The 23818-nt window shown below is 61.1% G+C and carries 20 protein-coding genes and 1 rRNA gene; 12 read left to right on the top strand and 9 right to left on the bottom strand.

What is annotated here, in order from left to right:
- Positions 1-2 precede the first annotated feature (2 nt).
- From rrf to J1G37_RS03475, 4 genes are all read left to right on the top strand, one after another.
- Positions 3-118: ribosomal RNA gene (gene rrf / locus J1G37_RS03490) — 5S ribosomal RNA — on the top strand.
- Between the two features lie 149 nt (positions 119-267).
- Complete coding sequence (locus tag J1G37_RS03485) at positions 268-927, top strand: paraquat-inducible protein A (RefSeq protein WP_207040196.1); 660 nt, start codon at positions 268-270, stop codon at positions 925-927.
- A complete protein-coding gene (locus tag J1G37_RS03480; protein WP_207040195.1) occupies positions 914-1537 on the top strand; it encodes a paraquat-inducible protein A in 624 nt (207 codons plus the stop codon). Before J1G37_RS03485 ends, J1G37_RS03480 begins: the two co-directional genes overlap by 14 nt.
- Positions 1530-3833, top strand: coding sequence for an MlaD family protein (locus tag J1G37_RS03475; protein WP_207040194.1), 2304 nt, complete (start codon positions 1530-1532; stop codon positions 3831-3833). Before J1G37_RS03480 ends, J1G37_RS03475 begins: the two co-directional genes overlap by 8 nt.
- Before the next feature lie 186 nt (positions 3834-4019).
- On the opposite strand, the gene mksF is transcribed toward J1G37_RS03475, so the two are convergent.
- From mksF to mksB, 3 genes are read right to left on the bottom strand one after another with little or no spacing between them, the layout of a single operon-like run.
- Complete coding sequence (gene mksF, locus J1G37_RS03470; protein ID WP_207040193.1) at positions 4020-6860, bottom strand: Mks condensin complex protein MksF; 2841 nt, start codon at positions 6858-6860, stop codon at positions 4020-4022.
- Positions 6857-7564: an Mks condensin complex protein MksE gene (gene mksE, locus J1G37_RS03465; RefSeq protein ID WP_017529960.1), complete on the bottom strand. Its 708-nt coding sequence runs from the start codon at positions 7562-7564 to the stop codon at positions 6857-6859. Before mksE ends, mksF begins: the two co-directional genes overlap by 4 nt.
- Complete coding sequence (gene mksB / locus J1G37_RS03460; protein ID WP_124529477.1) at positions 7554-8831, bottom strand: Mks condensin complex protein MksB; 1278 nt, start codon at positions 8829-8831, stop codon at positions 7554-7556. Before mksB ends, mksE begins: the two co-directional genes overlap by 11 nt.
- 187 nt (positions 8832-9018) lie before the next feature.
- On the opposite strand from mksB, the gene J1G37_RS03455 reads away from it, so the two are divergent.
- A complete protein-coding gene (locus J1G37_RS03455) occupies positions 9019-9765 on the top strand; it encodes an energy transducer TonB (protein WP_207040215.1) in 747 nt (248 codons plus the stop codon).
- Complete coding sequence (gene rimI / locus J1G37_RS03450) at positions 9758-10210, top strand: ribosomal protein S18-alanine N-acetyltransferase (protein WP_017737118.1); 453 nt, start codon at positions 9758-9760, stop codon at positions 10208-10210. Before J1G37_RS03455 ends, rimI begins: the two co-directional genes overlap by 8 nt.
- A gap of 133 nt (positions 10211-10343) precedes the next feature.
- Here the strand turns inward: rimI and J1G37_RS03445 are convergent, their stop codons facing one another.
- Positions 10344-10646 (bottom strand): serine kinase/phosphatase, encoded by a 303-nt coding sequence (locus tag J1G37_RS03445; RefSeq protein WP_207040192.1) that lies wholly within the window; start codon positions 10644-10646, stop codon positions 10344-10346.
- 138 nt (positions 10647-10784) lie between these two features.
- Here J1G37_RS03445 and can point away from each other — a divergent pair, with 138 nt between their 5' ends.
- On the top strand, positions 10785-11429 hold the full coding sequence (gene can / locus J1G37_RS03440; protein ID WP_003188288.1) for a carbonate dehydratase: 645 nt from the start codon (positions 10785-10787) through the stop codon (positions 11427-11429).
- Here the strand turns inward: can and J1G37_RS03435 are convergent.
- The 4 genes from J1G37_RS03435 to J1G37_RS03420 form a co-directional block, all read right to left on the bottom strand.
- A complete protein-coding gene (locus J1G37_RS03435) occupies positions 11426-11947 on the bottom strand; it encodes an SET domain-containing protein-lysine N-methyltransferase (protein WP_207040191.1) in 522 nt (173 codons plus the stop codon). The two genes, can and J1G37_RS03435, sit on opposite strands and share 4 nt — an antisense overlap.
- A 147-nt stretch (positions 11948-12094) precedes the next feature.
- Entirely contained in the window at positions 12095-13264 is a 1170-nt protein-coding gene (locus tag J1G37_RS03430; RefSeq protein ID WP_207040190.1) for a hypothetical protein, read from the bottom strand.
- Positions 13265-13365: 101 nt separating this feature from the next.
- A complete protein-coding gene (gene acpA / locus J1G37_RS03425) occupies positions 13366-15066 on the bottom strand; it encodes an acid phosphatase (protein ID WP_207040189.1) in 1701 nt (566 codons plus the stop codon).
- A gap of 137 nt (positions 15067-15203) precedes the next feature.
- On the bottom strand, positions 15204-16622 hold the full coding sequence (locus tag J1G37_RS03420) for a TIGR00366 family protein (protein ID WP_017737125.1): 1419 nt from the start codon (positions 16620-16622) through the stop codon (positions 15204-15206).
- Positions 16623-16807: 185 nt separating this feature from the next.
- Here J1G37_RS03420 and J1G37_RS03415 point away from each other — a divergent pair, with 185 nt between their 5' ends.
- The 3 genes from J1G37_RS03415 to J1G37_RS03405 all read left to right on the top strand — a co-directional run bounded on the left by J1G37_RS03415 (position 16808) and on the right by J1G37_RS03405 (position 19814).
- Positions 16808-18112, top strand: a complete 1305-nt coding sequence (locus J1G37_RS03415; RefSeq protein WP_207040188.1) for an MFS transporter — start codon at positions 16808-16810, stop codon at positions 18110-18112.
- A 71-nt stretch (positions 18113-18183) separates the two neighbouring features.
- Positions 18184-19320, top strand: a complete 1137-nt coding sequence (locus J1G37_RS03410; RefSeq protein WP_207040187.1) for an XRE family transcriptional regulator — start codon at positions 18184-18186, stop codon at positions 19318-19320.
- Positions 19317-19814, top strand: coding sequence for a DUF4411 family protein (locus tag J1G37_RS03405; RefSeq protein ID WP_207040186.1), 498 nt, complete (start codon positions 19317-19319; stop codon positions 19812-19814). The genes J1G37_RS03410 and J1G37_RS03405 overlap by 4 nt, the downstream gene beginning before the upstream one ends.
- Positions 19815-19854: 40 nt before the next feature.
- Here the strand turns inward: J1G37_RS03405 and J1G37_RS03400 are convergent, their stop codons facing one another.
- The gene (locus J1G37_RS03400; RefSeq protein WP_207040185.1) at positions 19855-21225 is read right to left on the bottom strand and encodes a gluconate:H+ symporter; all 1371 of its coding nucleotides are present in this window, start codon (positions 21223-21225) and stop codon (positions 19855-19857) included.
- Positions 21226-21467: 242 nt separating this feature from the next.
- Between J1G37_RS03400 and J1G37_RS03395 the strand changes: the two genes are divergently transcribed.
- Positions 21468-22679: a TolC family protein gene (locus J1G37_RS03395; RefSeq protein WP_207040184.1), complete on the top strand. Its 1212-nt coding sequence runs from the start codon at positions 21468-21470 to the stop codon at positions 22677-22679.
- 18 nt (positions 22680-22697) lie between these two features.
- The gene (locus J1G37_RS03390) at positions 22698-23804 is read left to right on the top strand and encodes an efflux RND transporter periplasmic adaptor subunit (protein WP_207040183.1); all 1107 of its coding nucleotides are present in this window, start codon (positions 22698-22700) and stop codon (positions 23802-23804) included.
- Positions 23805-23818 lie beyond the last annotated feature (14 nt).

Here is a 23818-nt window from a genome sequence, read left to right as displayed (position 1 = left end):
TTCTTGACGACCATAGAGCATTGGAACCACCTGATCCCATCCCGAACTCAGCAGTGAAACGATGCATCGCCGATGGTAGTGTGGGGTTTCCCCATGTGAGAGTAGGTCATCGTCAAGATTAAATTCCGAAACCCCATTTGCGAAAGCAGATGGGGTTTTGTTTTGGGCGCGAGAAAAGCAAAACAAGCCCCGACAAATTTGCACAGTTATTTCTGAACCAGACCACTAGAATAGGCACCTAACCTTTTTAGAGCCCGAGCCCTATTTATGCCCGATCCGGTTGATACCCCCGAGGTATCGGATTTACCACTGGACGACCTGGTGGCATGCCATGAGTGCGACTTGCTGATGCGCAAACCAGCGCTCGCCCTCGGCGAAAAAGCCCAATGCCCACGTTGCGGTTACGAGCTGTATGCTCACCGCCACAATGTCGTTGAGCGTAGCCTTGCCTTGGTCATCGCGGCGTTGCTGCTGTACATCCCCGCGAACTTTTTGCCCATCATGCAGCTCAATCTACTGGGGCAGTCCTCGGAGGACACCGTGTGGAGTGGCGTCGTAGCCCTGTTCAATACGGGTATGCAAGGCGTTGCCGTCGTGGTCTTCCTGTGCAGCATGGGCATTCCCCTGCTCAAGCTGCTCTGCCAAATGGCGGTCCTGCTCAGCATTCGCTGGAACATCGGCCGCAGCTACGGCCTGCTGCTCTACCGTATCTACCACCATATGAAAGACTGGGGCATGTTGGAGGTCTACCTGATGGGCGTCCTGGTGGCGATCGTAAAACTCGCCGACATGGCCTCCATCACCATCGGCCTGGGCCTGGTCTGTTTCGTCAGCCTATTAATGGTTCAGGTCCTGCTTGAGGTGGTGATGTCGCCCCACCAGATCTGGCAGGCACTGTCAGGAGAGGATGAACATGCGGGCGATTGATGCTGGCATTCTGATTTGTACCGAATGCCATGAGTTGAACAAACAAGAGGCGGACACCGATGAGCAAACCTGCACCCGTTGCGGCGCGCTGGTCCATGCCCGACGTCCCAACAGCCTCACGCGGACCTGGGCATTGCTGATCACGGCGGCCATTTTGTATATCCCAGCCAACCTTTTGCCCATCATGACGATCAACTCCCTTGGTCAGGGCGCACCCAGCACCATCATGGCCGGCGTGATTGAATTGGTGCAGCACGGCATGTTCCCCATCGCCGCCGTGGTGTTTATCGCCAGTATTCTGGTGCCGACCTTCAAGCTCGTTGGCATTGGTCTGCTACTGTTCTCCGTGCAGCGCCATCAGCCGCTGTCCGCACAACAACGTATCGTCATGTACCGCTTTATCGAATTCATTGGCCGTTGGTCCATGTTGGATATTTTCGTGATCGCCATCCTGGTGGCGGTTGTAAACTTCGGGCGACTTGCCAGTGTCGAGGCCAATCTCGGCGCTGCGGCGTTCGCCAGTGTGGTGATCTTGACGATGCTTGCCGCAGTAACTTTTGATCCCCGACTGATTTGGGATAACACGGAGTCGGACGACGACCATGAGTGATTTGCCAAAAGCTAAAACCCGCCCGGCCTCTAACTGGTCGGCCATCTGGGTGTTACCCCTGATTGCCCTGATCATCGGCGGCTGGCTGGGATGGCGCGCCTATACCCAGCAGGGCATCGATATCCAGGTGCGCTTCGAAAGCGGCGAAGGTATCCAGGTCAACAAGACCGAAGTGGTCTACAAAGGCATGACGGTGGGCAAGGTCAAGGCCTTGGCCCTGGACGACGAAGGCAGTAATCGCGGGGTGATCGCCACCATCGAGATGAACAAGGACGTCGACCAGTACCTCAAGACCAATACGCGCTTCTGGCTGGTCAAGCCCAGCGTCAGCCTGGCCGGCATCACTGGCCTGGAAACCCTGGTCTCGGGCAACTACATTGCCGCCAGCCCCGGTGATGGCGAACCCACGCGCAAGTTCAAGGCGCTCTCCGAAGAGCCGCCCTTGTCCGACGCCAAGCCCGGCCTGCACCTGACCGTCAAGGCTGACCGCCTCGGCTCGCTCAACCGCGGCAGCCCGGTGTTCTACAAGCAGATCCAGGTCGGCCAGGTCAAAAGCTACCTGCTCTCCGAAGACCAGAGCACCGTTGAGATCAAGGTCTACATCGAACCGACCTACGCCAACCTGGTGCGCAAACACACGCGTTTCTGGAACGCCAGCGGCATCAGCATCGACGCCAACCTCTCCGGCGTGAAGGTGCGCAGCGAATCCCTTTCCAGCATCGTCGCCGGCGGCATCGCCTTCGCCACGCCAGAGAACCGCAAGGACAGCCCGCCGACGGACCCAAGCCTGCCCTTCCGCCTGTACGAAGATTTCGACGCGGCCGCAGCCGGCATCAGGGTCAAGGTCAAGCTCACCGACTTCGAAGGCCTGCAAGCCGGGCGCACGCCGGTGATGTACAAAGGCATCCAGGTCGGCAGCCTGAAAACCCTGAAGATCGACCCGTCGCTGTCCAGCGCCAACGCCGAGCTGACCCTCGACCCGCTGGCCGAAGACTACCTGGTGCAGGACACCCAGTTCTGGGTGGTCAAGCCATCGATCTCCCTGGCCGGTATCACCGGGCTTGAGGCCTTGGTCAAAGGCAACTACATCGCCATCCGCCCCGGCGACAAAGGCAGCGCCCCCCAGCGCGAATTCGTCGCCCGCGCCAAGGCGCCGCCGCTGGACCTGCGCTCACCGGGCCTGCACATGGTGTTGTTCACCGACAACCTCGGGTCGCTGGATGTCGGTAGCCCGATCCTCTACAAACAGGTCAAGGTCGGCTCGGTGCAGAGCTACCAGTTCTCGCGCAAGAACAAGCAATTGGTGATCGGCGTCCACATCGAGAAGGAATACGAAAACCTGGTCAATGGCTCCACGCGTTTCTGGAATGCCAGCGGCGTCACCCTGACAGGCGGCCTCACCGGCGGCATCCAGGTCAAGAGTGAATCCCTGGCCAGCCTGATGGCCGGCGGTATCGCCTTCGAAACACCCGAGCAGAACGTGCCGCTGAAAAAGCGCATACCTCGTTTCCGCTTGTTCACCGACCGCGAGGCAGCCAACCAACGCGGCACCTTGGTGACCATCAAGGTCGACCGCGCCGACGGCATGCGCCCGGGCACACCGGTACGTTTCAAAGGCCTGGATGTGGGCAAGATCGAAAGCGTCGATCTCAGTGCCGACATGCAGTCGGTGTTGCTCAGCGCGCGCATCACCCAAGTGGCGGACCGCATCGCCCGCGTGGGCAGCCAGTTCTGGGTGGTCAAGCCTGAGCTGGGCCTGATGAAAACCTCGAACCTGGAAACCCTGGTCACCGGCCAGTACATCGAAGTGCAGCCAGCGGTGAGAAACGTCGGTCCGCAAAAAAGCTTCGTGGCACTGGATGAACCGCCGAAGGCCGTCCATCAGGAGGAAGGCCTGAGCCTCACCCTCAGCGCCGCACGCCGTGGCTCGTTGAAGGAAGGCGTACCCGTGACCTACCGCGAAGTCACCGTGGGCAAAGTCACCGGCTACGAGCTGGGCCAGACCGCTGACCGCGTGCTGATCCACATCCTGATCGAGCCCAAGTACGCACCGCTGGTACGTAGTGGCAGCCGGTTCTGGAACACCAGCGGCTTTGGTCTCGACTTCGGCCTGTTCAAGGGGGCGACGGTGCGTACTGAGTCCTTGGAGACGCTGGTCGCGGGTGGCATTGCTTTCGCTACGCCAGATGGCGATCGTATGGGCAATGCCGCACTTGCGCAGCAAACCTTCCCGTTGTTCGACAAGTTTGAGGATGAGTGGCTGACTTGGGCGCCTAAAATCCCTCTCGGCAAGTAGACCGAGGCGCGGCCATCGCGGGCAAGCCCGGCTCCCACAGGGGAATGCATTTTCAGCAACAATGCATTCCAAATGTGGGAGCGGCGGTGCGACGATTCGACTTGCCCGCGATGAGGCCCCCACAGCCAACACAAAAAAAGGCCCCTGGATTCACACCCAGGGGCCTTTTTATTTCAGTCCAAACACTCAGACCTCATCCAACTCCGGCTCATCCGCCTGCACATTCACCGTCGCTTTCACCACATCATGACGACGGATGTACTTCCAATCCGCCTCATCGATATAGATCCCATTCGGCCCGCTGCCGCCTTCCAGGTCAATCGCCACCTGGGCGGAAACCTGTGGCTTCACACTCGCCAGAATCGGCACAAAGCCCAGTTGCAAACTGGTTTCCAGCAACGCCGCCTGGTTCTTCTCATCGATGTCCGCCGCCTCGTCGAGGTAGTACGGCAAACGCACACGCCCGGCCTGGTCGCGGTCCATCAAGTGCAGCAACAAATACATGTTGGTCAGCGCCTTGATGGTCATGGTGGTACCGTTGGACGCGGCGCCGTCGATATCGGTGTGAATCACCGGCTGGCCATGCACCTTGGTGATCTCGAACGCCAATTCGAACAAATCCTTGAGGCCCAACTGGTTATGGTTGGCGGCCACCAGGCGGGCCAGGTATTCCTTGGCCTCTTCGTTTTTGTTGTCCTGCTCGGCGCTCTGGCTCAGGTCGAACACCGACAGGGTTTCGCCTTCTTCATACTGACCGGCGCTGTGGATGATCTGGTCGATATGCTTGAGGGCTTCCTTGTTCGGCGCCAGCACGATGCGGAAGCTTTGCAGGTTGGACACCTGGCGCTTGTTGATCTCACGGTTGAACAGCGCCAGTTGATGCTCAAGGCTGTCGTAGTCGCTGCGGATATTGCGCAAGGTCCGCGCAATGTCGGTGACCGCCGCGCGGCGCGCCTTGCCCAGCGTCAGCGCTTCATCGGTACGGTGCGCATACGCGTTGATCAGCAGTTGCAGGCGCCGCTCAACGTCATCCTCGCTGTCGAACTTGGCCACGCCCTTGAGGCGTACCTGGGCATACAACGCCTCGATCTGCCCATCCGCGCGCAGCAAGCCTTGCCAGCTGTCCTGATAGTCATTGAGCAGCGGCAGCAGGTTATCCATGGAATCGTCGACCGGGTCCATGAACGGCGTGCCGAAGGGCAAGTCCGCCGGCAACAACTGGCGACGGCGCAACGCGTCATCCAGTGTGCGTTGCTTGGCTTCCATATCGCCAATCTGGCGACCCACCAGTTGCAGCTTGGCCGACAGCTGCTGGACGCGCTCGGTAAATGCATCGCTGGAACGCTTCAATTCGTCCTGCGCCGCTTCCATCTGCGCGAGGTTTTCCAGCTTCTCGCCTTCTTCGGCGCTCAGTGTTTGCGCCCGGCGGAAATCTTCCAGGGCCTTTTGCGCGTCCAGTACCTGCTGGTACAGCGCTTCGGTCTGGGTCTTGCTCGCCGCACGGTCTGAAGCTACGGCCTGTTGAGTCTTGAGTTGCTTGAGTTCTTTTTCCAGACGCTCTTTCTGGTCGCGCAACGCGGCGCGATCCGCGAGGGCCTGCAAGGCTGGCGGTTCGATGTGGGAGATGTCGATGGACAGCCCCGGCACTTCAAAACGCTCGCCCTTGAAGCCATCGAGGATCTGCTCCAGGGATTTGACCCACTGGCCGTCCTCGTCCAGGGTGATGCCATGCTCGCCCAACGGCAGGCTGAACAGCGAACTGTTGAACAGGCGCATCAGACGCTCGACATCCTGCTGTGAAAATTCTTCGCGCAGTTTGGCGTAGCTGTTGTTGTCCGCGTGATCAAGCTGTTGCTTGACCGACTTCAAGCGTTTTTCCAGCTCGCGCAGGCGCTCGTCCAAGTCCTCGGCGCTGAACTGCCGCGACTGCGCCAAGGCGCCGGCGAGTTCATCGTGGGCGTCCTTGGCCGCCAGCAATTGCTGCTCCAGCACCTTCACGTCATCCACCAGCGCAAAGCGATGCTTGAGCACCGACAACTCGCCCAGCCAGCGCTGGATGCCACTGATTTCCCGCTCCAGGCGCATCAGCTCCTGGGTGCCGCCGCGCTGGTCGTTCTGCAGCGCGTCTTGCTCGCCGCGATAGTGCTCGGCCTGGATGGTCAGTTCTTCCTTGCGCGCACTGGCGTAGTCCGACCAGGTGCCCAGCAGCGAATCCAACAGCGGCGACAGGCGATGCAGCTTGCCGCGCAACACGTCGCGCAGGCGCACGCCATTGGCCAGCGCTTCAACCAGCGGGCCGGCGGCGACCAGCGAGTTGTAGTCCTGCTCCATGCGTCGCACGTCGCGGAAGGCTTCTTCGCACGCTGCGATGTAATCCACGCTACCGGAGCGCAGGCTGTGTTCGAACGCATCGAGGAACAGTTGCTTGAGCTTGGCCGCGGTGATTTCGCGCATGTGCAGCAGGTTGATAAACAGTGCGCGGAAGGTCTTCAGGCTCTGCTCGCTGGTAGAGCGCAGCGGGATCAGCGTCAGGTCCAGCGGGATCGACGTGTGGCCGCCCACCAGCAAACGGCGTAGTTCATCCGGCTTGAGTTCGTAGGCTTTCAGGCCTTCGCGCTCAAGGTTGGTGAACAGCTCTTTCTGCCGCAGGCAGGTGTCGTTCTTCTGGTAATGCGCCAGGTCCAGTTTGCCCGCGTAGGCAAAGAACTGGTGACCGAAACCACCGCCCGGGCCGCGCCCGACCACGCCGATCACGTGCGGGCCGTGGGGCAGGGACACTTCGACGAGGATGTAGCTGGTGTCGGTGGCGAAGTAGAAGCGCCGGGATTGTTCCAGGGTGTACTTGCCGAAGCTCATGTCCGACATGCGCGCCAGGATCGGGAACTGCAAGGCGTTGATCGACGCGGATTTACCCAGGTTGTTCGCGCCATACACCGACAACGGTTCTTCCAGCGGGAACAAACCCAGGCTGTAACCTGCGGTATTCAATAGGGCGAAGCGGCGGATGCCGTAGCGTTCCTTACTCATGCGTCGGTCTCCTGTTCTTCGGCAATGGCGCGGGCCAGGGCGTCTTCTTCGCTTTCTTCGGCGAAGTCGCTGAGGTCCAGCGGGTCATCGGTTTTCAGCAGTTTTTCATCGCTGTCTTCGTCGATGATCACCGGCGCCGGCAGTGGCAACACGCTGTGCACGCTGGCCGCCAAGTCGCGGTCCTGCTGCACCGACAGGCACACGTCGAGGAAGCGGTGCATCGGCGGCAGGAAGCGATAGATACCGTTGTCTTCGCTAGCAAAACCCAGCTGGGTCATGCGGCGCATGATTTTTTCTTCGAGTTCTTCCTGGGTCTGCACTTCGGCCTGGATAAACAGGTCGCGGTACTTCTCCAGCAGCGACGGCAACTCATCGCGGCCCAGGCTGCCACCGTCGAGCACCGCGATCGGGTCGCGGCCTTGATCCGCCAAGTGTTCAACAATGATGAAGGTGAACAGCGCCAGGCGCTGCGCGGTCTTGTTCACCTGCGCGGCGGCCACGGCGGTGTCCGGCACGAAATAGTAGAAGCCGCGTGTGTCGCAGACCAACTCAAAGCCCAGGGCCTTGAACAGCGTGCGGTACTGGTCCTGGAAGTTCGACAGTTGTGCGTACAGCTCCGGGTCGCGGCGGCTGACGTGGTAACCCTTGAACAGCTCGCGAAAGATCGGCGCCAGCTGGGACAGTTCGGATAGATCAAGATGCATGAGGTGTACTCGCAGATTGCTCGGCCGCGTCAGCAGTGGCCGGGAGCAGGGCGAAGGAGCGCAGGCTGACCTGGTGCTCGGTGGTGTGATAATCGCGGCGTTCCAGGCGTTCGCGCTTGAAGCGTTTTTCGCGGGACAGCCGGGAGAACCAGTACAGCAATTCGTCGGTGGCGCCGTCCGGTTCCTGCTCCAGCAGCCAGGTCATCAGGTCCGGCATCGGCAGCGCGTCTTCGCAGCGTTCGAGCATTTCCTTGACCGTGCGCGGTGCGCGCTGGGCTTCGCCCTTGTGGGACTTGTGCGCCTTGGGGAATTTTGCCGGTTTTGGCTCGAAATTCGCCAGGGCGTACACATAGGCTTCCACCTGGCTCGCGCTGCCGAGAAAGGTGCTTTGCGGACGGGTAAACATCGGCATCGCGGCCTGCGGTACCGCGTCCAGGCCTTTGCGGCGGATCGCCGACAAGGCCAGCGCCGCGCCACGGGTCACGGCGTTGTGCCGGCGCGCTTCTTCGCGCAGCGGCAGCAGCAGTTCGCGGGCATGGCGCAAGGTCAGCTGGGCGCTGGTCTGCATTTCGAGGATGCGCGCGTGGGTACGCAGCAGCATGTCGTCGTCCACCAGGTGGCCGAGGCGCTGTTGCTCGGTGAGCAGGCGCAGCAGCACGTTTTCCACCTTGCGCACGCCTTGTTCGAAGGCGCCGTCGGCGTTCACCAGTTGGATCATTGGTTCGACGTACTCGTCCCAGGTCGCCAGGACCTCGGCATACCGCTGGCGCAACGGAATCTGCCGGTCGCTGGTCTTGGCGCGGTCGGCCACGGCGGCGAGGGCCTGTTCATCGTTGGCGAGTTTTTTCAGCACGTCCCGCACGCGCATATCCAGCAAGCGCAGTTGGCGGGCCAGGTCGTGGCCATCACGGATGTCGAAGGCGTCCTGGATATAACCCGCCAGGCGCTCAAGGTGGCGCAGGTAGGCTTCGATTTCCAGGCACAGGCCAAGCCGGTGCTCCTTGCGAAGATACGCCAGGAAGTCATGGATCTGTGCGTTGAGCTCGAAACGGTTCGGGCTCTTGGCGACAGGCACCAGGATGTCCAGGCGAATCCACACGTCCAACAGGCTGGTGATGTCCTGTGGCGTGCTGTCCAGTTGTTGGGCGGCCAGTTGCGCGCGCAGTTCGGCAAGGCTCAGGGTGCCTTGGTCGAAGTGTTCGCACAGAGGCTCAAGCAGTGCCCAGTGTTCGGCGAGGGCGCGTAGGACGCGCTTGGGTTCGATCATGGGAATGGCCGGCTGGTTGGCGATGAAAAGTCGCGATTGTACTGCATCAGGCGCGGGATTTATCCACAGCCGGTCAGTACGCAGTGGGCGATTGTTGCCGAACAACGGTAGAATCCCCGCTCTTTACTTATCCACAAGTGGCCGAGCTGTGCTTATCGAGTCCCGACGTCGCGCTTACTTGACCGCCATGCAGGTGGTCAGCTGGCTGCCCCGCACCGAACTGCCGTTTGCCGCGCCCTCGCGGCCCGAGCTGTTGCAGGCGCTTGAGCCCTATGAGGCGTTCGAGTCGTCGGGCGAGGAAGCTGCTGCGCCGGTAGCCGTGATCAAGCCTGAAGCGCCAGTACGCCCTGTTGTAGAGCGGGCCAAGGTCGAAGTGCCGCGCCCGTCGCCGGTGACCAAGGCGGCCAAGGTGGCCGAAGCCGCTGCCCCGGTGGCCAAGGCGCCGGTGGTGCCGCCACCGCGTTTTGCTTTGCAATTGCTGCGGGCCGGGCGTTGCCTGCTGCTGGTGGAGTTGCCCACCGGCGAACGTTTCCAGACTCGCGACCCGGCTTATATGTTGCTCAAGGACATGCTGCGCGCCGCCGGCCTGCCCGACAGCCCGCAGATCGTCGGCGACCCCGTACGCTGGCCGTTGCTGGTGCGCGGCAACATGGACCAGGGCCCGGACGCCGCGCGGGATTTTGTGCAAGGTTTTGTGTCTGCGCGCCTGGAAGACGAACCCTGCGTATGCCTGTGGCTGATCGGCCTGCCCGCCGTGCGTTTTGCCGGCGAAGCCAATGCCGAAGCCTGGTACCGCGAGCTGCAGGTCGAAGGCCTGGGCTCGGTATGGGCCCTGCCGGGCCTGGAATTATTAATGGAAGAGCCACAGCGTAAGGCTGATGTCTGGCAAGCCATGCGCCGGCTGATGGCGCGCTGGAAAACAACCGATGAGTGAGGCTTTAACCTTCCGCCCGATGACCGAGGCCGACCTCGACGCCGTGCTGAAAATCGAATACGCGGCGTTCAGCCACCCCTGGACCCGGGGGATTTTTCTCGACGGGCTGGGCAAGTACCAGATCTGGCTGATGTTTGAAGGCGAGCAGCAGGTGGGGCATGGCGTGGTGCAGATCATCCTCGATGAAGCGCATTTGCTGAACATTACCGTCAAGCCGGAAAACCAGGGCCGTGGCCTCGGGTTGGCGTTGTTGGAACACCTGATGTCCCGCGCGTATGCGGCCAGTGCGCGGGAATGCTTTTTGGAAGTGCGCGACAGCAATACTGGCGCATTTCGCCTGTATGAGCGCTACGGTTTCAACGAGATTGGCCGTCGCCGTGACTATTACCCCGCAGTGGGCGGTCGCGAAGACGCAGTCGTCATGGCCTGTACGCTGGTCGACTGAATACACACGCATCCTGTGGGAGCTGGCTTGCCTGCGATAGCATCAACTCGGTGTAACAGAAAAACCGAGTCGCCTGCATCGCAGGCAAGCCAGCTCCCACAGGGGCCAGTTTCACAATGAGTTGTGAAGTGTGTCAGCGGTTTCCGTCTACCGGGTCAATATCGGCCAATTCAGCCTCATCTAACCCATTCCCGCCGCCAATCTCATCTTCATCGACAATGCTGAGGTCATAATCCGCCGCGTCATCATCCCCTTCCTCCAGCGCATCCCGCGCCCCGCTCTCAGGGGTCAGCGCTTCTGGGGTCAATTCATCACCGCGCTGCGTCGTCGGGGTCTCCTTGTCAAAATCCAGCTCGCGCATGGAGCCCATGCGGTCTTCGTTGTCATCAATGGGCTCAGGTTGCGCAGCGCCGTAGGGGCGTCGTGATTCAGTCATGGCCATTCCTCATACTGTGGGGCTTATAGTGTGTGGACAGGCACAACGCCCCAAAGATTCAAGCTTATTTGCGCCAGGCGTGACCCGGACCGGCGGTTGTCAGTCACAAAACTGCGCATCATTCCTGAGGCTTTCCTGATGAACGAACTACAAGACCTGCTTGATAACAACGAACGCTGGGCGGATGCGATCAAACAGGAAGATCCCGAATTCTTCGCCAAGCTGGCCCGCCAGCAAACCCCGGAATACCTGTGGATCGGCTGTTCCGACGCCCGCGTACCGGCCAACGAGATCGTCGGCATGCTGCCGGGTGATCTGTTCGTCCACCGCAACGTGGCCAACGTGGTGCTGCACACCGACCTGAATTGCCTGTCGGTGATCCAGTACGCGGTGGACGTGCTCAAGGTCAAACACATCCTCGTCACCGGCCACTATGGCTGCGGCGGTGTGCGCGCCTCGATGCAGGACCGCCAGTTCGGCCTGATCGACGGCTGGCTGCGTACCATCCGTGACCTCTACTACGAAAACCGTGACGTGCTGGCGCAGTTGCCGACCGAAGAAGAGCGCGTTGACCGTATGTGCGAGTTGAACGTGATTCAGCAGGTGGCGAACGTCGGCCACACCAGCATTGTGCAAAACGCCTGGCACCGTGGGCAGAGCCTGTCGATCCATGGCTGCATCTACGGCATCAAGGATGGCCGCTGGAAGAGCTTGAACACCACCATCAGTGGCTTTGAGCAGTTGCCGCCGCAATATCGCCTGCGCCCGCTGGGTGAAGCCTAAGGCTGTTTGCGGTCGCGCCATTTGGCCATGAAGGCCTGGCCTTCGGCGTTCAGCGGCTCGTTGCGCCCGGTAATCCAGCCTCGACAGTTGATTTCATGGCAGGTACAGGCAAATTGCTTGTAAATCACTTCTTCGGTGCTGGCGTAGTCAATGGTCAGTTGGGTGCCGGCCAGGATTTCGTGCAGGGTCCAGACTTCCAGGTAATACAGGTCGAGAAACACGTTCGGTTTGCACGAATGCAAGAACAGCCCGCAGAACCAACAGTCGTACAGATGGATACGTGACGACAGTTGCAGGGTGTGCTGACGCCGCTCGCTCAAGGCGTAGCCGGAGATATTGGCGATGCACACGCGGCTGTCAAAGGCGACCCGCGTTCTGATCGAGGCTCCCGTACCCTGCGCGGTGCGTACCACTTCGAAGTGTTGTGACGAGGGGTAGCCCTCGCCAAGCTTGGGTTTGAACGGGTAAAGGCAGGCACTCACAGCCGTTTTAGCCTTATCCATGGCCTGAGTCTTCATAACTCTCCTTGGTTTGGCTGCATGGACCTGTGGGTGGTGGCTGACTACCAGTCTTGCAGCGGATGGGCGCGGCTCAAGACTCACTGAAGTTGGAGCCGATTTCTACTGTCAACTCTGACAGTAGAAATCGGTTTTTTTTTGTGCGGACTACAGTGCTGGAGCGCTGGCGGAAGGCGCCAGGGCGGGGATCTTGAGCTGCTTGAGTTGAGCCTTGATCGCCGGCGTGGCGCACAGGGCGTTGGCTTTTTCCGCGGAAAATTCGCGCACCGAGGTGTAGAACAATTCACACGTCTGTTCCTTGCGCGTGACCTGCCAGGTGTTCATGCACGCCTTGAGCAGCACATTCGGGTCGCTCGCCGGCTTCTGCCCCATCCCGGCCTGCCAGCAGGCGGCGCTCAAATCCTGGCCCATGACCTTCAATCCAACCTCGTCGGCCTTCTGTTCATTGCCGTCATAGGTCGCCGGGTCGGCCGCATACCAGATGTAACTCGGGTGGTTGGCGCCCAGTACTGAAACACTCTTGCCGGCTACCGGGCTGATTTGCGCCAGGCCCAGCACGCCTACGGTTTGCCCGTACTGCTGCTTAACCCAATTGCGCACCGGCGCGCCGAACGCCACCATCGGCAACACGCCTTTGGGGGGAAGGCTCAGCTCCGCGACCATGCGGGTTTGATAGTCGGTGAAGTAGCCGTAGACATTTTGCAGGTCTGCGCCCGCGCTGGCTGGCGCGGCGATGGGCGCGATATCGATGATGGTCTGGTAGGCCGGGGTTTCAGTGGTCGGGATACCGTTGTCGGTGAGCAGCACCGCCCAGCGGTCGGTGGTTTTCGATTCCAGGTAATCCTGGGCCTGCGTCAACGAGTAGTCCGGCGGAAAGTGCAGCAGCTCAATGCTCTTGCGGTTTTCCAGGGCCATCCCCAGTGGCAGGAACAAGTACCAGTTGTAGGCCCACTTGCCGTCACGGTTGAGCTGGCTGGCGCCTTGGTAAGCCAGGTCGGCGGTGGCGAGCAAGGCCGTCAGGGGTTGCCCATAACTGTCGGGCACGCCGCTGAAGGTCGCGGCAACCTGGCCGTCGTGGGTCTTCACGCTGACTTTGGCGCGGCTGTAGCCATCCCGTTGCAGGCTCTGGGTCAGATAATGCTCGGCCGTCTGCTCCAGCGACCAGGGCCGAAAGCAGATCACGTTGCAGTTATTGGGGAAGGCGAACAACTGGGTGACACGTTGCGTGCTGCCCAGTGGTACTTCGACATCAGCCTGCACGACCGCACTGGCCATCAGTGCGGCCAGGGTGAAGGACAACCTGGTCGGTTTATACATAGTTGATTCCTAGTCAGCGAAAACCCACCTCCACACAGTAGCGGCTGACCAGGCATCACGCGTGCGAAATCGCCGGGCGTGTCGCTATTGGATAAGAAAACCTACACCTCGAACCTCAAGGCATTGCTCAGGTCACCCATGGGCTTCTGGCCACGGGCGATCATCGCGTCATCGCGCTGCTTGAGGCCGTCGAGGGTTTCCAGTTGGAACACCCGGGTGATCAAGCGCAGGATCGACGCCGTGTCGTACACCGTATGGTCCACTGTGCCCTTGCGCGCAAACGGCGACACCACCAGCGCCGGAATCCGCGTGCCAGGGCCCCAGCGGTCGCCCTTGGGCGGCGCAACGTGGTCCCACCAGCCGCCGTTTTCATCCACGGTGACCACCACCACCATGTTTTTCCACTGCGGGCTTTCTTGCAGCACCTTCAGGGCGCGGGCGATATGGCGGTCGCCCGAGGCCACGTCGGCGTAACCGGCGTGCATGTTCAGGTTGCCCTGGGGTTTGTAGAAGGTCACCGCAGGCAACTTGCCAGCCTGGGCATCGGCGAAGAACTTATTGGTGCTCGACTCATCGCCCAAGCCGCCATCGCGCAGGCGCTTGTCCCGCTCGGCACGGTTCTGCGGCCCCTGTTTTTTGAAATAGTTGAACGGCTGATGGTGATACTGGAAGTTCGGAATCTTCGGGATACCGCCCGAGTCCTTGAACTGGTCCAGCGTCGCTTGCCAGGCGCCGGCGTACCAGGCCCAGTCGACGCTCTTTTTCGACAGCTTGTCGCCGATATGCTCGTGGGTTTGTGGCACCAGCACGTTGGGCAGGTCGGGTTTGGAATAATCCGGGTTTTCCGGGTCGCGAATCCAGGTCGGCCAGTAGGGCGGGGCCAGGGTGTTCACACCGTAACCGTCCGGGGTCAGCGCGCTGGGGCCGAACTGCGGCGCGCCGGTCATGGCGCTGGCCGGGGATTTGTCCAAGGGTTTCAGGCGCGTGTCGGTCGGGTCGTCGCTTTGCAGCGTGGCAATCTGCGCCTTGGCCACGGACTGCGCGGCATTCGGATAAAACGGCGCGGTGGCGCTGATCAGGTACTGGTGGTTGAGGAACGAGCCACCAAAGGCGCCCTGGAAGAAGTTATCGCAGAGCACAAACTCCTTGGCCACATCCCACAGGCGCAGGGAATAACGGCTCTGGGCGTAATAACCCATCACCAAGCCGCCGGAATCGCCCCACGCGACAAAGTTGTCGTTCTTGCCGCCGTTGATCTGCATCTGATTCTGGTAGAACACGTGCCACAGGTCGCGGGTGACCAGGCTCAACGGTAGGTCTTCGGCGTTCGGGCCCTTGAGGGCGAACGGCGCGTTGGCCAGGTTTTGCTGGAATTGCACTTCGCTGGGATACGTCACCCCGTCCACGCTTTGCGGGCCGACTTGCAACACACCGCCCCAGGCCGGGGGCAGGGTGGTCAGCAGGCTGCCGTCGCGGTCGCGTTGCTGGGCGTCGGTGGGGTTGAGCGCTGACAGTGGTTTCTCCACGCCGGGGAAGTCCGCAAACAGGTTGTTGAAGCTGCGGTTCTCGGCATAGATCACTACCACGGTCTTCACCTGGTCGTGCAGGGCCTTGTCCAGCTCCTGGCCGGTGAGTGGGCGAGTCACCGGTTTGCCTGGTGCTTTGTTGGCGTTACCGCAGGCACTCAAGGTCGCCCCGACCCCCAGCACCGCCGCGCCTCCCAGGAAACGCCGGCGACTGCTGTCTACCGGCGCTTGATCTGCGGAATCGGAGGAAGGGCAGTCTTCGTGCTCATCGGTCATTGCGGGAGTCCCTGGCGAGATGTTGCAAGATATTTCGCAGGACGGTAGCAATGCAATGTGACGGAATTAAGACAGCGGTAAGTTGCAAGCTTCAAGCAACAAGCTTGAGGCTTACAACTTGAAGCTTGCAGCTGCTTTTAAGGCATCACCGGCGGCAAATACTTCAACGTCGTCCCCAACGCCCACAGCAAAAACAACACCAGCGGCGTATGCACCAGCAACTGCACGAACGAAAACCCGATCAGATCCCGCGCCTTCAGCCCCAGCACGCCCAATAGCGGCAGCATATAGAACGGGTTGATCAGGTTCGGCAGCGCCTCAGCCGCGTTGTAGATCTGCACCGCCCAGCCCCGGTGATATTGCAGGTCATTGGCCACCTGCATCACATACGGCGCTTCGATGATCCACTTGCCACCGCCCGACGGAATAAAGAAGCCCAGCACCGCCGAATAAACGCCCATCAGCAGCGCATAGGTGTCATGGGAGGCGATCGACGTAAAGAACGTCGAGATATGGTGCGCCAGGGTCTGGCCATCGCCGCCCTTGACCACGGTCATCAGCGCGGCAATCGAGCCGTACAGCGGGAACTGGATCAGCACGCCGGTGGTGGTTGGCACCGCCCGCGCCACCGCATCGAGGAAGCTGCGCGGGCGCCAGTGCAGCAGCGCACCGACCATGATGAACAGGAAGTTATAGGTGTTCAGCCCCGAGATCGCGCTGATCGCCGGCTTGGTCGAGAACTCATGGAACAGCCAACCCGCCGCCAGCAGTGCCAGCAGGATGGTCAGCAACGGGCTGTGTTCCAGCCATTCGCCAGGGCGCGTCGGCGCTTGCAGCTTGGGCAGGTTGAATGCCGGGTCGACGCCGCAGGCCTTGGCATCACGGGCGCTGTTCGGGCCGGGCGCGGTGGCGTAGGCGATGATCAGCGACACCACGATCAGCGCCAGCAACAGCACGCCGGATTGCCACAGGAAGATCGTGTCGGTGAATGGGATCACCCCGGTAATCGACAGGATCGACGGCGGCAAACTCGCCGGGTTGGCTTGCAACTGCGCCGCAGATGACGACAGCCCCAGCGCCCACACGGCCCCCAGGCCCAAGTAAGCAGCGGCGCCGGCCGCGCGGTAGTCCATGCGCAAATCCGTACGACGGGCCAGCGCCCGCACGAGCAAGCCGCCGAACACCAGGGACAAGCCCCAGTTGAGCAGGGACGCAACCATGGAGATCAACGCCACCCAGGCCACGGCCGAACGGCCGTTCTTCGGGATTCGCGCCAGCCGGTCAATCAGCTTCACCGCCGGCGGCGAACTGGCCACCACATACCCACCGATCACCACAAAAGCCATTTGCATGGTGAACGGGATCAGGCTCCAGAAGCCATCGCCAAAGGCCTTGGCGGCTTCGGTCGGCGCGGCGCCCATGCCCAGGGTCGCCACCGCGACAATGATCACGGCGAGGGCGGCAAACACCCACGAATCCGGGAACCAGCGTTCGGCGAAGTTGGAGCAGCGCAGGGCAAAGCGGGCATAGCGGCTTTCTTCGATAGCATCGGCCACGAGTCATTCCTCTTGTATTTATTATGGGGCAGGCAATTTTCCGGCATGTTCCGCTACGGCCATTGATATGGGAATGCAGTTATCTTCATCGATCCATGAGGAAAACAAATATATCTGCGGCGATTGCCATCATCCGGCCCAGCTCATAACCTGCACGCCATTTTGTTTGTCTGCCGAGCCTTTACATGACTGCCACCCTTGCCCCTCAGGCGCAGCGCTTTTCCCGCTCCGACTACAAAACCCTGGGCCTGGCCGCCCTGGGCGGGGCCTTGGAAATCTACGATTTCATCATCTTCGTGTTTTTTGCGCTGACCTTGAGCCAACTGTTTTTCCCCCCGGAAATGCCCGAGTGGCTGCGCCTGCTGCAAAGCTTCGGCATCTTCGTCACCGGTTACCTGGCGCGACCGTTGGGCGGCATTCTGATGGCGCACTTCGCCGACCACCTGGGACGCAAGCGTGTATTCAGCCTGAGCATCCTGATGATGGCGCTGCCGTGCCTGCTGATCGGCATCATGCCGACCTACGCGCAAATCGGTTATTTCGCACCGCTGATCCTGCTATTTCTACGCGTGCTGCAAGGCGCCGCCGTCGGCGGCGAAGTCCCCAGCGCCTGGACCTTCGTCGCCGAACACGCACCGATTCATCACCGGGGTTACGCGTTGGGTTTCCTGCAAGCCGGCCTGACCTTCGGCTACCTGCTGGGCGCGCTTACCGCCACGCTGCTGGCGCAAATCTTCACGCCGGCCGAGATCCTCGACTACGCCTGGCGCTTCCCCTTCCTGCTCGGCGGCGTGTTTGGCGTGATCGGCGTGTGGCTGCGCCGCTGGCTCAGCGAAACCCCAGTGTTCCTCGAAATGCAGGCCCGCCGCCAAGCCGCCGCCGAACTGCCACTGCGCACCGTACTGCGCGACCACCGCGCCGTGCTGCTGCCGGCGATGATCCTCACCTGCGTGCTCACCTCCGCCGTCGTAGTGCTGGTGGTGATCACCCCGACCATGATGCAGAAAACCTTCGGCATGAGCCCCAGCCACACCTTCGCCTTGAGCGCCTTGGGCATCGTCTTCCTCAACATCGGCTGCGTCCTCGCCGGGCTGCTGGTGGACCGTATCGGCGCCTGGCGCGCGGTGCGGGTCTACAGCCTGTTGCTGCCGGTGGGGATTGCACTGCTGTATGCCAGCCTGATCAACGGCGGCCTCTGGCTTGGCGCGGCGTACGCCGTGGCAGGGTTGAGCTGTGGTGTGGTGGGCGCGGTGCCGTCGGTGATGGTCGGGCTGTTTCCGGCGCCGGTGCGGGTGTCGGGGATTTCCTTTACCTACAATATTGCCTACGCGTTGTGGGCGAGTACCACGCCATTGTTGTTGATTGCGCTGATGCCGACGAGCCCGTGGATTTGCGTGGGGTATTGCGTGGTGATGGGGGCGGTGGGGGTAGGGTGTGTGGCGTTGTTTGGCAAGCGCCACCCGTTGGATACGGTTACAAAAGACGCCTAGGGCCATCAATTGACGGGTATTTACGGCCACTCCTATAGTCAGGCCCACTTCTGACTGGCACGTATTACCCTATGACCCAGCCCGCCTTCATCAACCCTGCAATCCTGTCCTGGTCTCGCCAGCGGGCGGGGCTGTCTGAAGCGCAGGTGGCCAAAGGTCTCAGCGTCAAAACGGAGCGGATCAAGGCGTGGGAAGGCGGTCAAAGTCTTCCGACGTTCACTCAGGCACAAAAGTGGTCTGTGATTGCACAGATCCCTTTTGGTTTTCTCTTCCTCAAGGCGCCCCCGCAAGAGCATCTTCCGCTTCCAGACCTGCGCACCGTGGCCGGTGTTCTTGCCGAAAAGCCCAGCCTGAACTTGCTGGATACCGTCAGGGAGGTGCTCCGCAAGCAAGACTGGTACTTGGAGTACTTGCAGGACCACGAGCGTTCCCCGCTGTCCTTCGTAGGGAGTTTCAACAGTCGCTCCCCCGTCAAAGGCGTTGTTGCAGATATTCGTCGTGTACTCGGTGTAACGGATGCTTTTGCTCGCATGGGGTATGAAGAGTATGTGAGGGCGTTGGTGAGCGCTGCGGAGGCTGCCGGTATTCTCGTGATGCGCAGCGGCGTAGCGTTGGGAAATACTCATCGCAAGCTTGATGTCAGCGAGTTTCGAGGTTTTGCCATCAGCAACGCCATGGCCCCCGTGGTTTTCATAAACAGCGCAGACGCACCTGCGGCCCGGCTTTTTACATTGATGCACGAGCTGGCGCATATCTGGATCGGTAGCACGGGTGTATCCGATGGCAGCAGTCAAAGCGCCCGGGAAGAAGAAGCTTTTTGCAATGCGGTGGCGGGAGAATTCCTCGCGCCGGAACTCGCCTTTCACGCGAACTGGGTTTCGGATGTGTACTGGGAAGAAAACCTGGCGTCCTTGGCCGCTCTCTTTCACGTCAGTGCGTTAGTGATTGCTCGTCGTGCCCGTGATCTTGGCTATATCAACAGTGATCAATACGGCGCCTATTACCGTCGGATCCTGCAGGCGTATCGAGATAAAGGCGGTAGCGGAGGGGACTACTACCGCACGGCGGCTGTTAGAAATAGCACCCGGTTGAGCAAAGCCGTTCTGGCGGAAGCGCAAAGCGGCCGGATTTTGCTACGAGACGCCGGAAAGCTGCTGGGTGTACAACCTGCCAAATTGAAGGCCTACGGGATGAAGCTATCGGCATGAAGCATCTACTGGATTCGAATACGCTGATTGAGGCCAAGAACCGGTATTACGGGATGACAATCTGCCCTGGCTACTGGGCATGGATTCTTCAACAGCATCAGGCGCTGGAGATTGCCAGTATCGTGCAGGTTAGAGATGAATTGGCTAGGGGCAATGACGATCTCACCCAGTGGGTTAAAGGCAACACCCAGCTCTTCGAAGAGGCGAGCGATGAGCCTACCCAGGTTGCATTTGGGCATATCGTCGCAAAGATTGCAGAGCAGGCGTCTGTGATGAAAGCGGGAGCCTTTGAGGAGTTTCTTGAGGGCGCAGATCCCTGGTTGATCGCCAAGGCGATGACGACGGGCGCTGTTGTTGTCACGCATGAAGTCTATAACCTCGACATCAAACGCAAATTCACGATACCTAACGTGTGTTCGCTGTTTGGCGTGCCCTACATGAACACGTTTGAGCTGCTCGGCAAGCTCGATGCGCGCTTCGTCCTGCACGCGTGACGACATGAGGGGAAGCGGACTTCCCCTCGATGCGACTTCGTCAGGTCAAGAAGTGCCAGAGCAACAATGTACCGATCAGCCCGACCACTGAAACAATCGTCTGCAACACCGACCACACCCAAATCGTCTGCTTCAACTGCAACCCAAAATACTCACGCACCATCCAGAACCCAGCATCGTTCACATGGCAAAAGAACACCGAGCCCGCGCCAATCGCCAGCGCCACCAGTGAGCTTTGTGTCGCCGCCAACCCCGCCATCATCGGCGCAAGGATGCCCGCCGTCGTGGTGGTGGCAACCGTCGCCGAGCCGGTGGCCTGGCGCAAGGCCACGGCGATCAACCAGGCCAGCAGTAGGTACGGCATGTGGGCGCCTTCGGCAACCTTGCTGATGGTTTGGCTTACGCCCGCATCCAATAGGGTTTGCTTGAGGCCGCCGCCGGCGCCGATGGTCAGCAGCAATACGGCGATCGGGGCGAGGGCTTTGCGCAGGGTGTTGCCGACTTCTGCGCGCGGCATGCCGGCGGCCCAGCCCAGGCAGATGACGGCAGCGATCACGGCCAGGCCGAGGGCGATCAGCGGTTCGCCGAGAAACTTCAATGTCAGCGCCACTGGGTTTTCCGGCGTCATGGCGACTTTGGCCAAAGTGCTGCCGAGCATCAGAATCACCGGCAACAAAATGATCAGCAATGACACCCCAAAGCTTGGCTGGCGCGGCGCCTTGGGCGGGGCGCTGAACAGGGCGCCGATGTCGGCCGGTTCATCGATGTGCAGGCGTTTGGACAGCCAGTTGCCGTAGATCGGCCCGGCCAGAATGACCGCCGGCACCGCCAGGCAAAAGCCCAGCAACATGGTCAGGCCCAGGTCGGCGTGCAGCGCACCCACCGCGATCAGCGGCCCCGGGTGCGGCGGCATCAGGGCGTGCAGGGTGGTCATGCCCGCCAGTGCCGGAATGGCGATTTTCAACAGTGGCTGGTTCGAACGTTTGGCCATCACAAAGATGATTGGCACCATCATCACCAGGCCCACTTCGAAGAACAGCGGCAAGCCGATCACCATTGCCACCAGCGCCATCACCCACGGCAACGACTTGCCCTTGCCCAGCCCGAGCAGGGTGGTGGCGATACGGTCGGCCGCGCCGGATTCGGCCATCAGCGCGCCGAGCATCGAGCCCAGGGCAATGATGATCCCGGCCTCACCGAGGATCGCCCCGGCGCCCTTGCTGAACGCCTTGGCCACTTCTTCCGGCGGCAGCCCGGCGCCGACGCCGGCAATAAAGGTGCCGATCAGGATCGACAGAAACGGCGGCAACTTGGTCGCGCTGATCAGCACGATGATGCTGGCGATGGCCAGCAGTACGCAAAGCATGAGGCGAGTGTCGTGAACCATCCACGCGGCAGTCGATAACTCCAAAACGGGACTCCTTATCGAACAGGTTGGGAAAATTGTTTCTTTTTGTTTCCTACTCGAAAAGCATACCTGATACCGCGCTGGCCCAGTGCTGATGTGCCGTTTTGGTGCGATCAGCGGCGCTCGCCCTCAGCGCCCGGCCCAGAGCCATTGCTGTCGGATTTGTAATCTTTCCTCCACGGCCCTGATAAGTCGCGAACGCTACATTTCACCCGCTTGTACTTCATGGGCGTGGAACTCTTGATATGCCAATTTCCGTTAGAAACCTTGTGGGCGCGACGCTGTTGTGGGTGGCCAGCAGCGCTGCCCAGGCGCAATCCCTCACGCTTGATTCAGCGCTGCAGGCGGCCTTCGCCAATAACCCCGAGCTGGCCGCTGCGCAGTGGGAAATCGACATCGCCCAGGGCGGCCGCCAGCAAGCCGGGCTGATCCCCAACCCGGTGCTGTCCGTGGATGCCGAAGACACCCGCCGCGACACGCGCACCACAGGCATCAAACTGAGCCAGACCCTGGAACTGGGCGGCAAACGCGGCGCGCGCATTGATGTGGCCAGTCGCGCCCAGGACGCCGCCGCGCTGACGCTGGAACAGCGCCGCAACACCTTGCGCGCGGATGTGATCGACAGCTACTACGGCGCCCTGCGCGCTCAGGAACGCCTCGACCTGGCTCAACGTTCTTTGGCCTTGGCCGAACGCGGACTGGTGGTTGCCAACGGTCGCGTGACGGCAGGCAAAACCTCTCCCGTGGAAGCCACCCGCGCCCAGGTGCAATTGTCGGAAATCCGCCTGGAATTCAACCGCGCACAAATGGGACTCAGTGATGCCTATCGCCGCTTGGCCGCCAGTACCGGCAGCGCCACTGTCGCCTTTCAGACTGTCGCCACGCAAAGCCTGCCTCAGTTTCCCGCTGCTCAGTTGTTGGCGCGTCTTGAACAAACCGCCGAACTGCGCCTGGCAGAGCTGCAAATCCTGCACAGCGAAGCCAGCGTCGGCCTGGAAAAAGCCCAGCGCATTCCCGACCTCGACGTGTCCATCGGCAGCCAATACGACGCCGGCGCGCGTGAGCGGGTGAACCTGGTGGGCGTGTCGATGCCGCTCCCGCTGTTCAACCGCAACCAGGGCAACGTGCTTGCCGCCAGCCGCCGCGCCGACCAGGCCCGCGACCTGCGCAACGCCACCGAACTGCGCCTGCGCACCGAAACCCGCCAGGCCCTGGACCTGTGGCAAACGGCGAACAGCGAAGTGCGCGCCTTCAACCAACAGATCCTGCCGGCTGCCCAAAGCGCAGTGGACAGCGCCACCCGTGGTTTTGAGATGGGCAAGTTCAACTTCCTCGACGTGCTCGACGCCCAGCGCACCCTGATCGCCGCCCGTACCCAATACCTCGTTGCCACCGCCCAAGCCACCGACGCCTGGGTGCGCATCGAACGGATTTACGGCGACCTCGCCCGCTTTTGATTTTTCCTGGAGTCCTCTATGCACAACAGATATGGCGTGGCGCTCGCCGTCGCCTTGAGCCTGGTGCTCTCGAGTTTTGCCCGCGCCGATGAAGAAGAAGGCGAACTTGAACTCAGCGAGCAGCAGATTCAGGCCGCTGGGATTCAACTGGCCCAAGCGCAACCGCGTTCCCTCAGCACGCTGCTGACGCTGCCGGCCGAGGTGCGTTTCGACGAAGACCGCACCTCGCACATCGTCCCGCGTGCGGCGGGCGTGGTGGAGTCGGTGCAGGTCAACCTCGGCCAGGCGGTGAAAAAAGGTGAGCTGTTGGCGGTGATCGCCAGCCAGCAGATCTCCGACCAGCGCAGCGAGCTGGCCGCCAGCGAGCGCCGGGTCGAGCTGGCCCGCACCACCTTCCAGCGCGAGCGCCAATTGTGGCAAGACAAAATCTCCGCCGAGCAGGACTACCTGCTGGCGCGGCAAACCCTGCAAGAAGCCGAAATCGCCCTGAATAACGCCCGGCAAAAGATGAAAGCCTTGAGCGGCAGTGCCGTGCTGGCGGGTGGAAATCGCTACGAACTGCGTGCGCCGTTTGCCGGTGTGGTGGTGGAAAAGCACCTGGGCGTCGGCGAAGTGGTCAGCGAAACCAGCAACGCCTTTACCCTCTCTGACCTGTCCCAGGTGTGGATCACCTTTGGCGTGTTTCCCAAGGACTTGAACAAGGTGCGCGTCGGCAAACCGGTGAAAGTCAGTTCCACCGAAATGGGTACCGAAGTCAGTGGCACCGTGGCTTACGTCGGCAACCTGCTCGGCGAACAGACGCGCACCGCCACCGTTCGCGTCAGCGTGCCCAACCCCGATGATGCCTGGCGCCCTGGCTTGTTTGTCAGCGTGCAACTGGCCACCGAGACCTTCCAGGCCAAGGTGACCGTGCCTCAGGAGGCGATCCAGACCGTCGAGGACAAGCCCTCGGTGTTCCAGCGCACCGAGCACGGCTTTGTCACCCGCCACCTGGAACTGGGTGTGAGCGAAAACGGCTACGTCGAAGTGCGAAAAGGCCTGGACGCCGGCGCGCAAGTGGCGACGGCTGGCAGCTTCATCCTCAAGTCTGAACTGGGCAAAGGCTCGGCCGAGCACGCCCATTGATCCTGCGAGTGATT

It is taken from the genome of Pseudomonas sp. Marseille-Q1929, from assembly GCF_017316265.1.
In the GTDB taxonomy this organism is placed as follows: Bacteria; Pseudomonadota; Gammaproteobacteria; order Pseudomonadales; family Pseudomonadaceae; genus Aquipseudomonas.
This window is presented reverse-complemented; position numbering and strand designations above follow the sequence as displayed.

Excerpts from the sequence above, each read along its gene's own strand:
- J1G37_RS03485 (WP_207040196.1), top strand. The coding sequence starts at position 268 with ATGCCCGATCCGGTTGATACCCCCGAGGTATCGGATTTACCACTGGAC.
- J1G37_RS03480 (WP_207040195.1), top strand. The coding sequence starts at position 914 with ATGCGGGCGATTGATGCTGGCATTCTGATTTGTACCGAATGCCATGAG.
- J1G37_RS03475 (WP_207040194.1), top strand. The coding sequence starts at position 1,530 with ATGAGTGATTTGCCAAAAGCTAAAACCCGCCCGGCCTCTAACTGGTCG.
- mksF (WP_207040193.1), bottom strand. The coding sequence starts at position 6,860 with ATGAGTAAGGAACGCTACGGCATCCGCCGCTTCGCCCTATTGAATACC.
- mksE (WP_017529960.1), bottom strand. The coding sequence starts at position 7,564 with ATGCATCTTGATCTATCCGAACTGTCCCAGCTGGCGCCGATCTTTCGC.
- mksB (WP_124529477.1), bottom strand. The coding sequence starts at position 8,831 with ATGATCGAACCCAAGCGCGTCCTACGCGCCCTCGCCGAACACTGGGCA.
- J1G37_RS03455 (WP_207040215.1), top strand. The coding sequence starts at position 9,019 with ATGCAGGTGGTCAGCTGGCTGCCCCGCACCGAACTGCCGTTTGCCGCG.
- rimI (WP_017737118.1), top strand. The coding sequence starts at position 9,758 with ATGAGTGAGGCTTTAACCTTCCGCCCGATGACCGAGGCCGACCTCGAC.
- J1G37_RS03445 (WP_207040192.1), bottom strand. The coding sequence starts at position 10,646 with ATGACTGAATCACGACGCCCCTACGGCGCTGCGCAACCTGAGCCCATT.
- can (WP_003188288.1), top strand. The coding sequence starts at position 10,785 with ATGAACGAACTACAAGACCTGCTTGATAACAACGAACGCTGGGCGGAT.
- J1G37_RS03435 (WP_207040191.1), bottom strand. The coding sequence starts at position 11,947 with ATGAAGACTCAGGCCATGGATAAGGCTAAAACGGCTGTGAGTGCCTGC.
- J1G37_RS03430 (WP_207040190.1), bottom strand. The coding sequence starts at position 13,264 with ATGTATAAACCGACCAGGTTGTCCTTCACCCTGGCCGCACTGATGGCC.
- acpA (WP_207040189.1), bottom strand. The coding sequence starts at position 15,066 with ATGACCGATGAGCACGAAGACTGCCCTTCCTCCGATTCCGCAGATCAA.
- J1G37_RS03415 (WP_207040188.1), top strand. The coding sequence starts at position 16,808 with ATGACTGCCACCCTTGCCCCTCAGGCGCAGCGCTTTTCCCGCTCCGAC.
- J1G37_RS03410 (WP_207040187.1), top strand. The coding sequence starts at position 18,184 with ATGACCCAGCCCGCCTTCATCAACCCTGCAATCCTGTCCTGGTCTCGC.
- J1G37_RS03405 (WP_207040186.1), top strand. The coding sequence starts at position 19,317 with ATGAAGCATCTACTGGATTCGAATACGCTGATTGAGGCCAAGAACCGG.
- J1G37_RS03395 (WP_207040184.1), top strand. The coding sequence starts at position 21,468 with ATGCCAATTTCCGTTAGAAACCTTGTGGGCGCGACGCTGTTGTGGGTG.
- J1G37_RS03390 (WP_207040183.1), top strand. The coding sequence starts at position 22,698 with ATGCACAACAGATATGGCGTGGCGCTCGCCGTCGCCTTGAGCCTGGTG.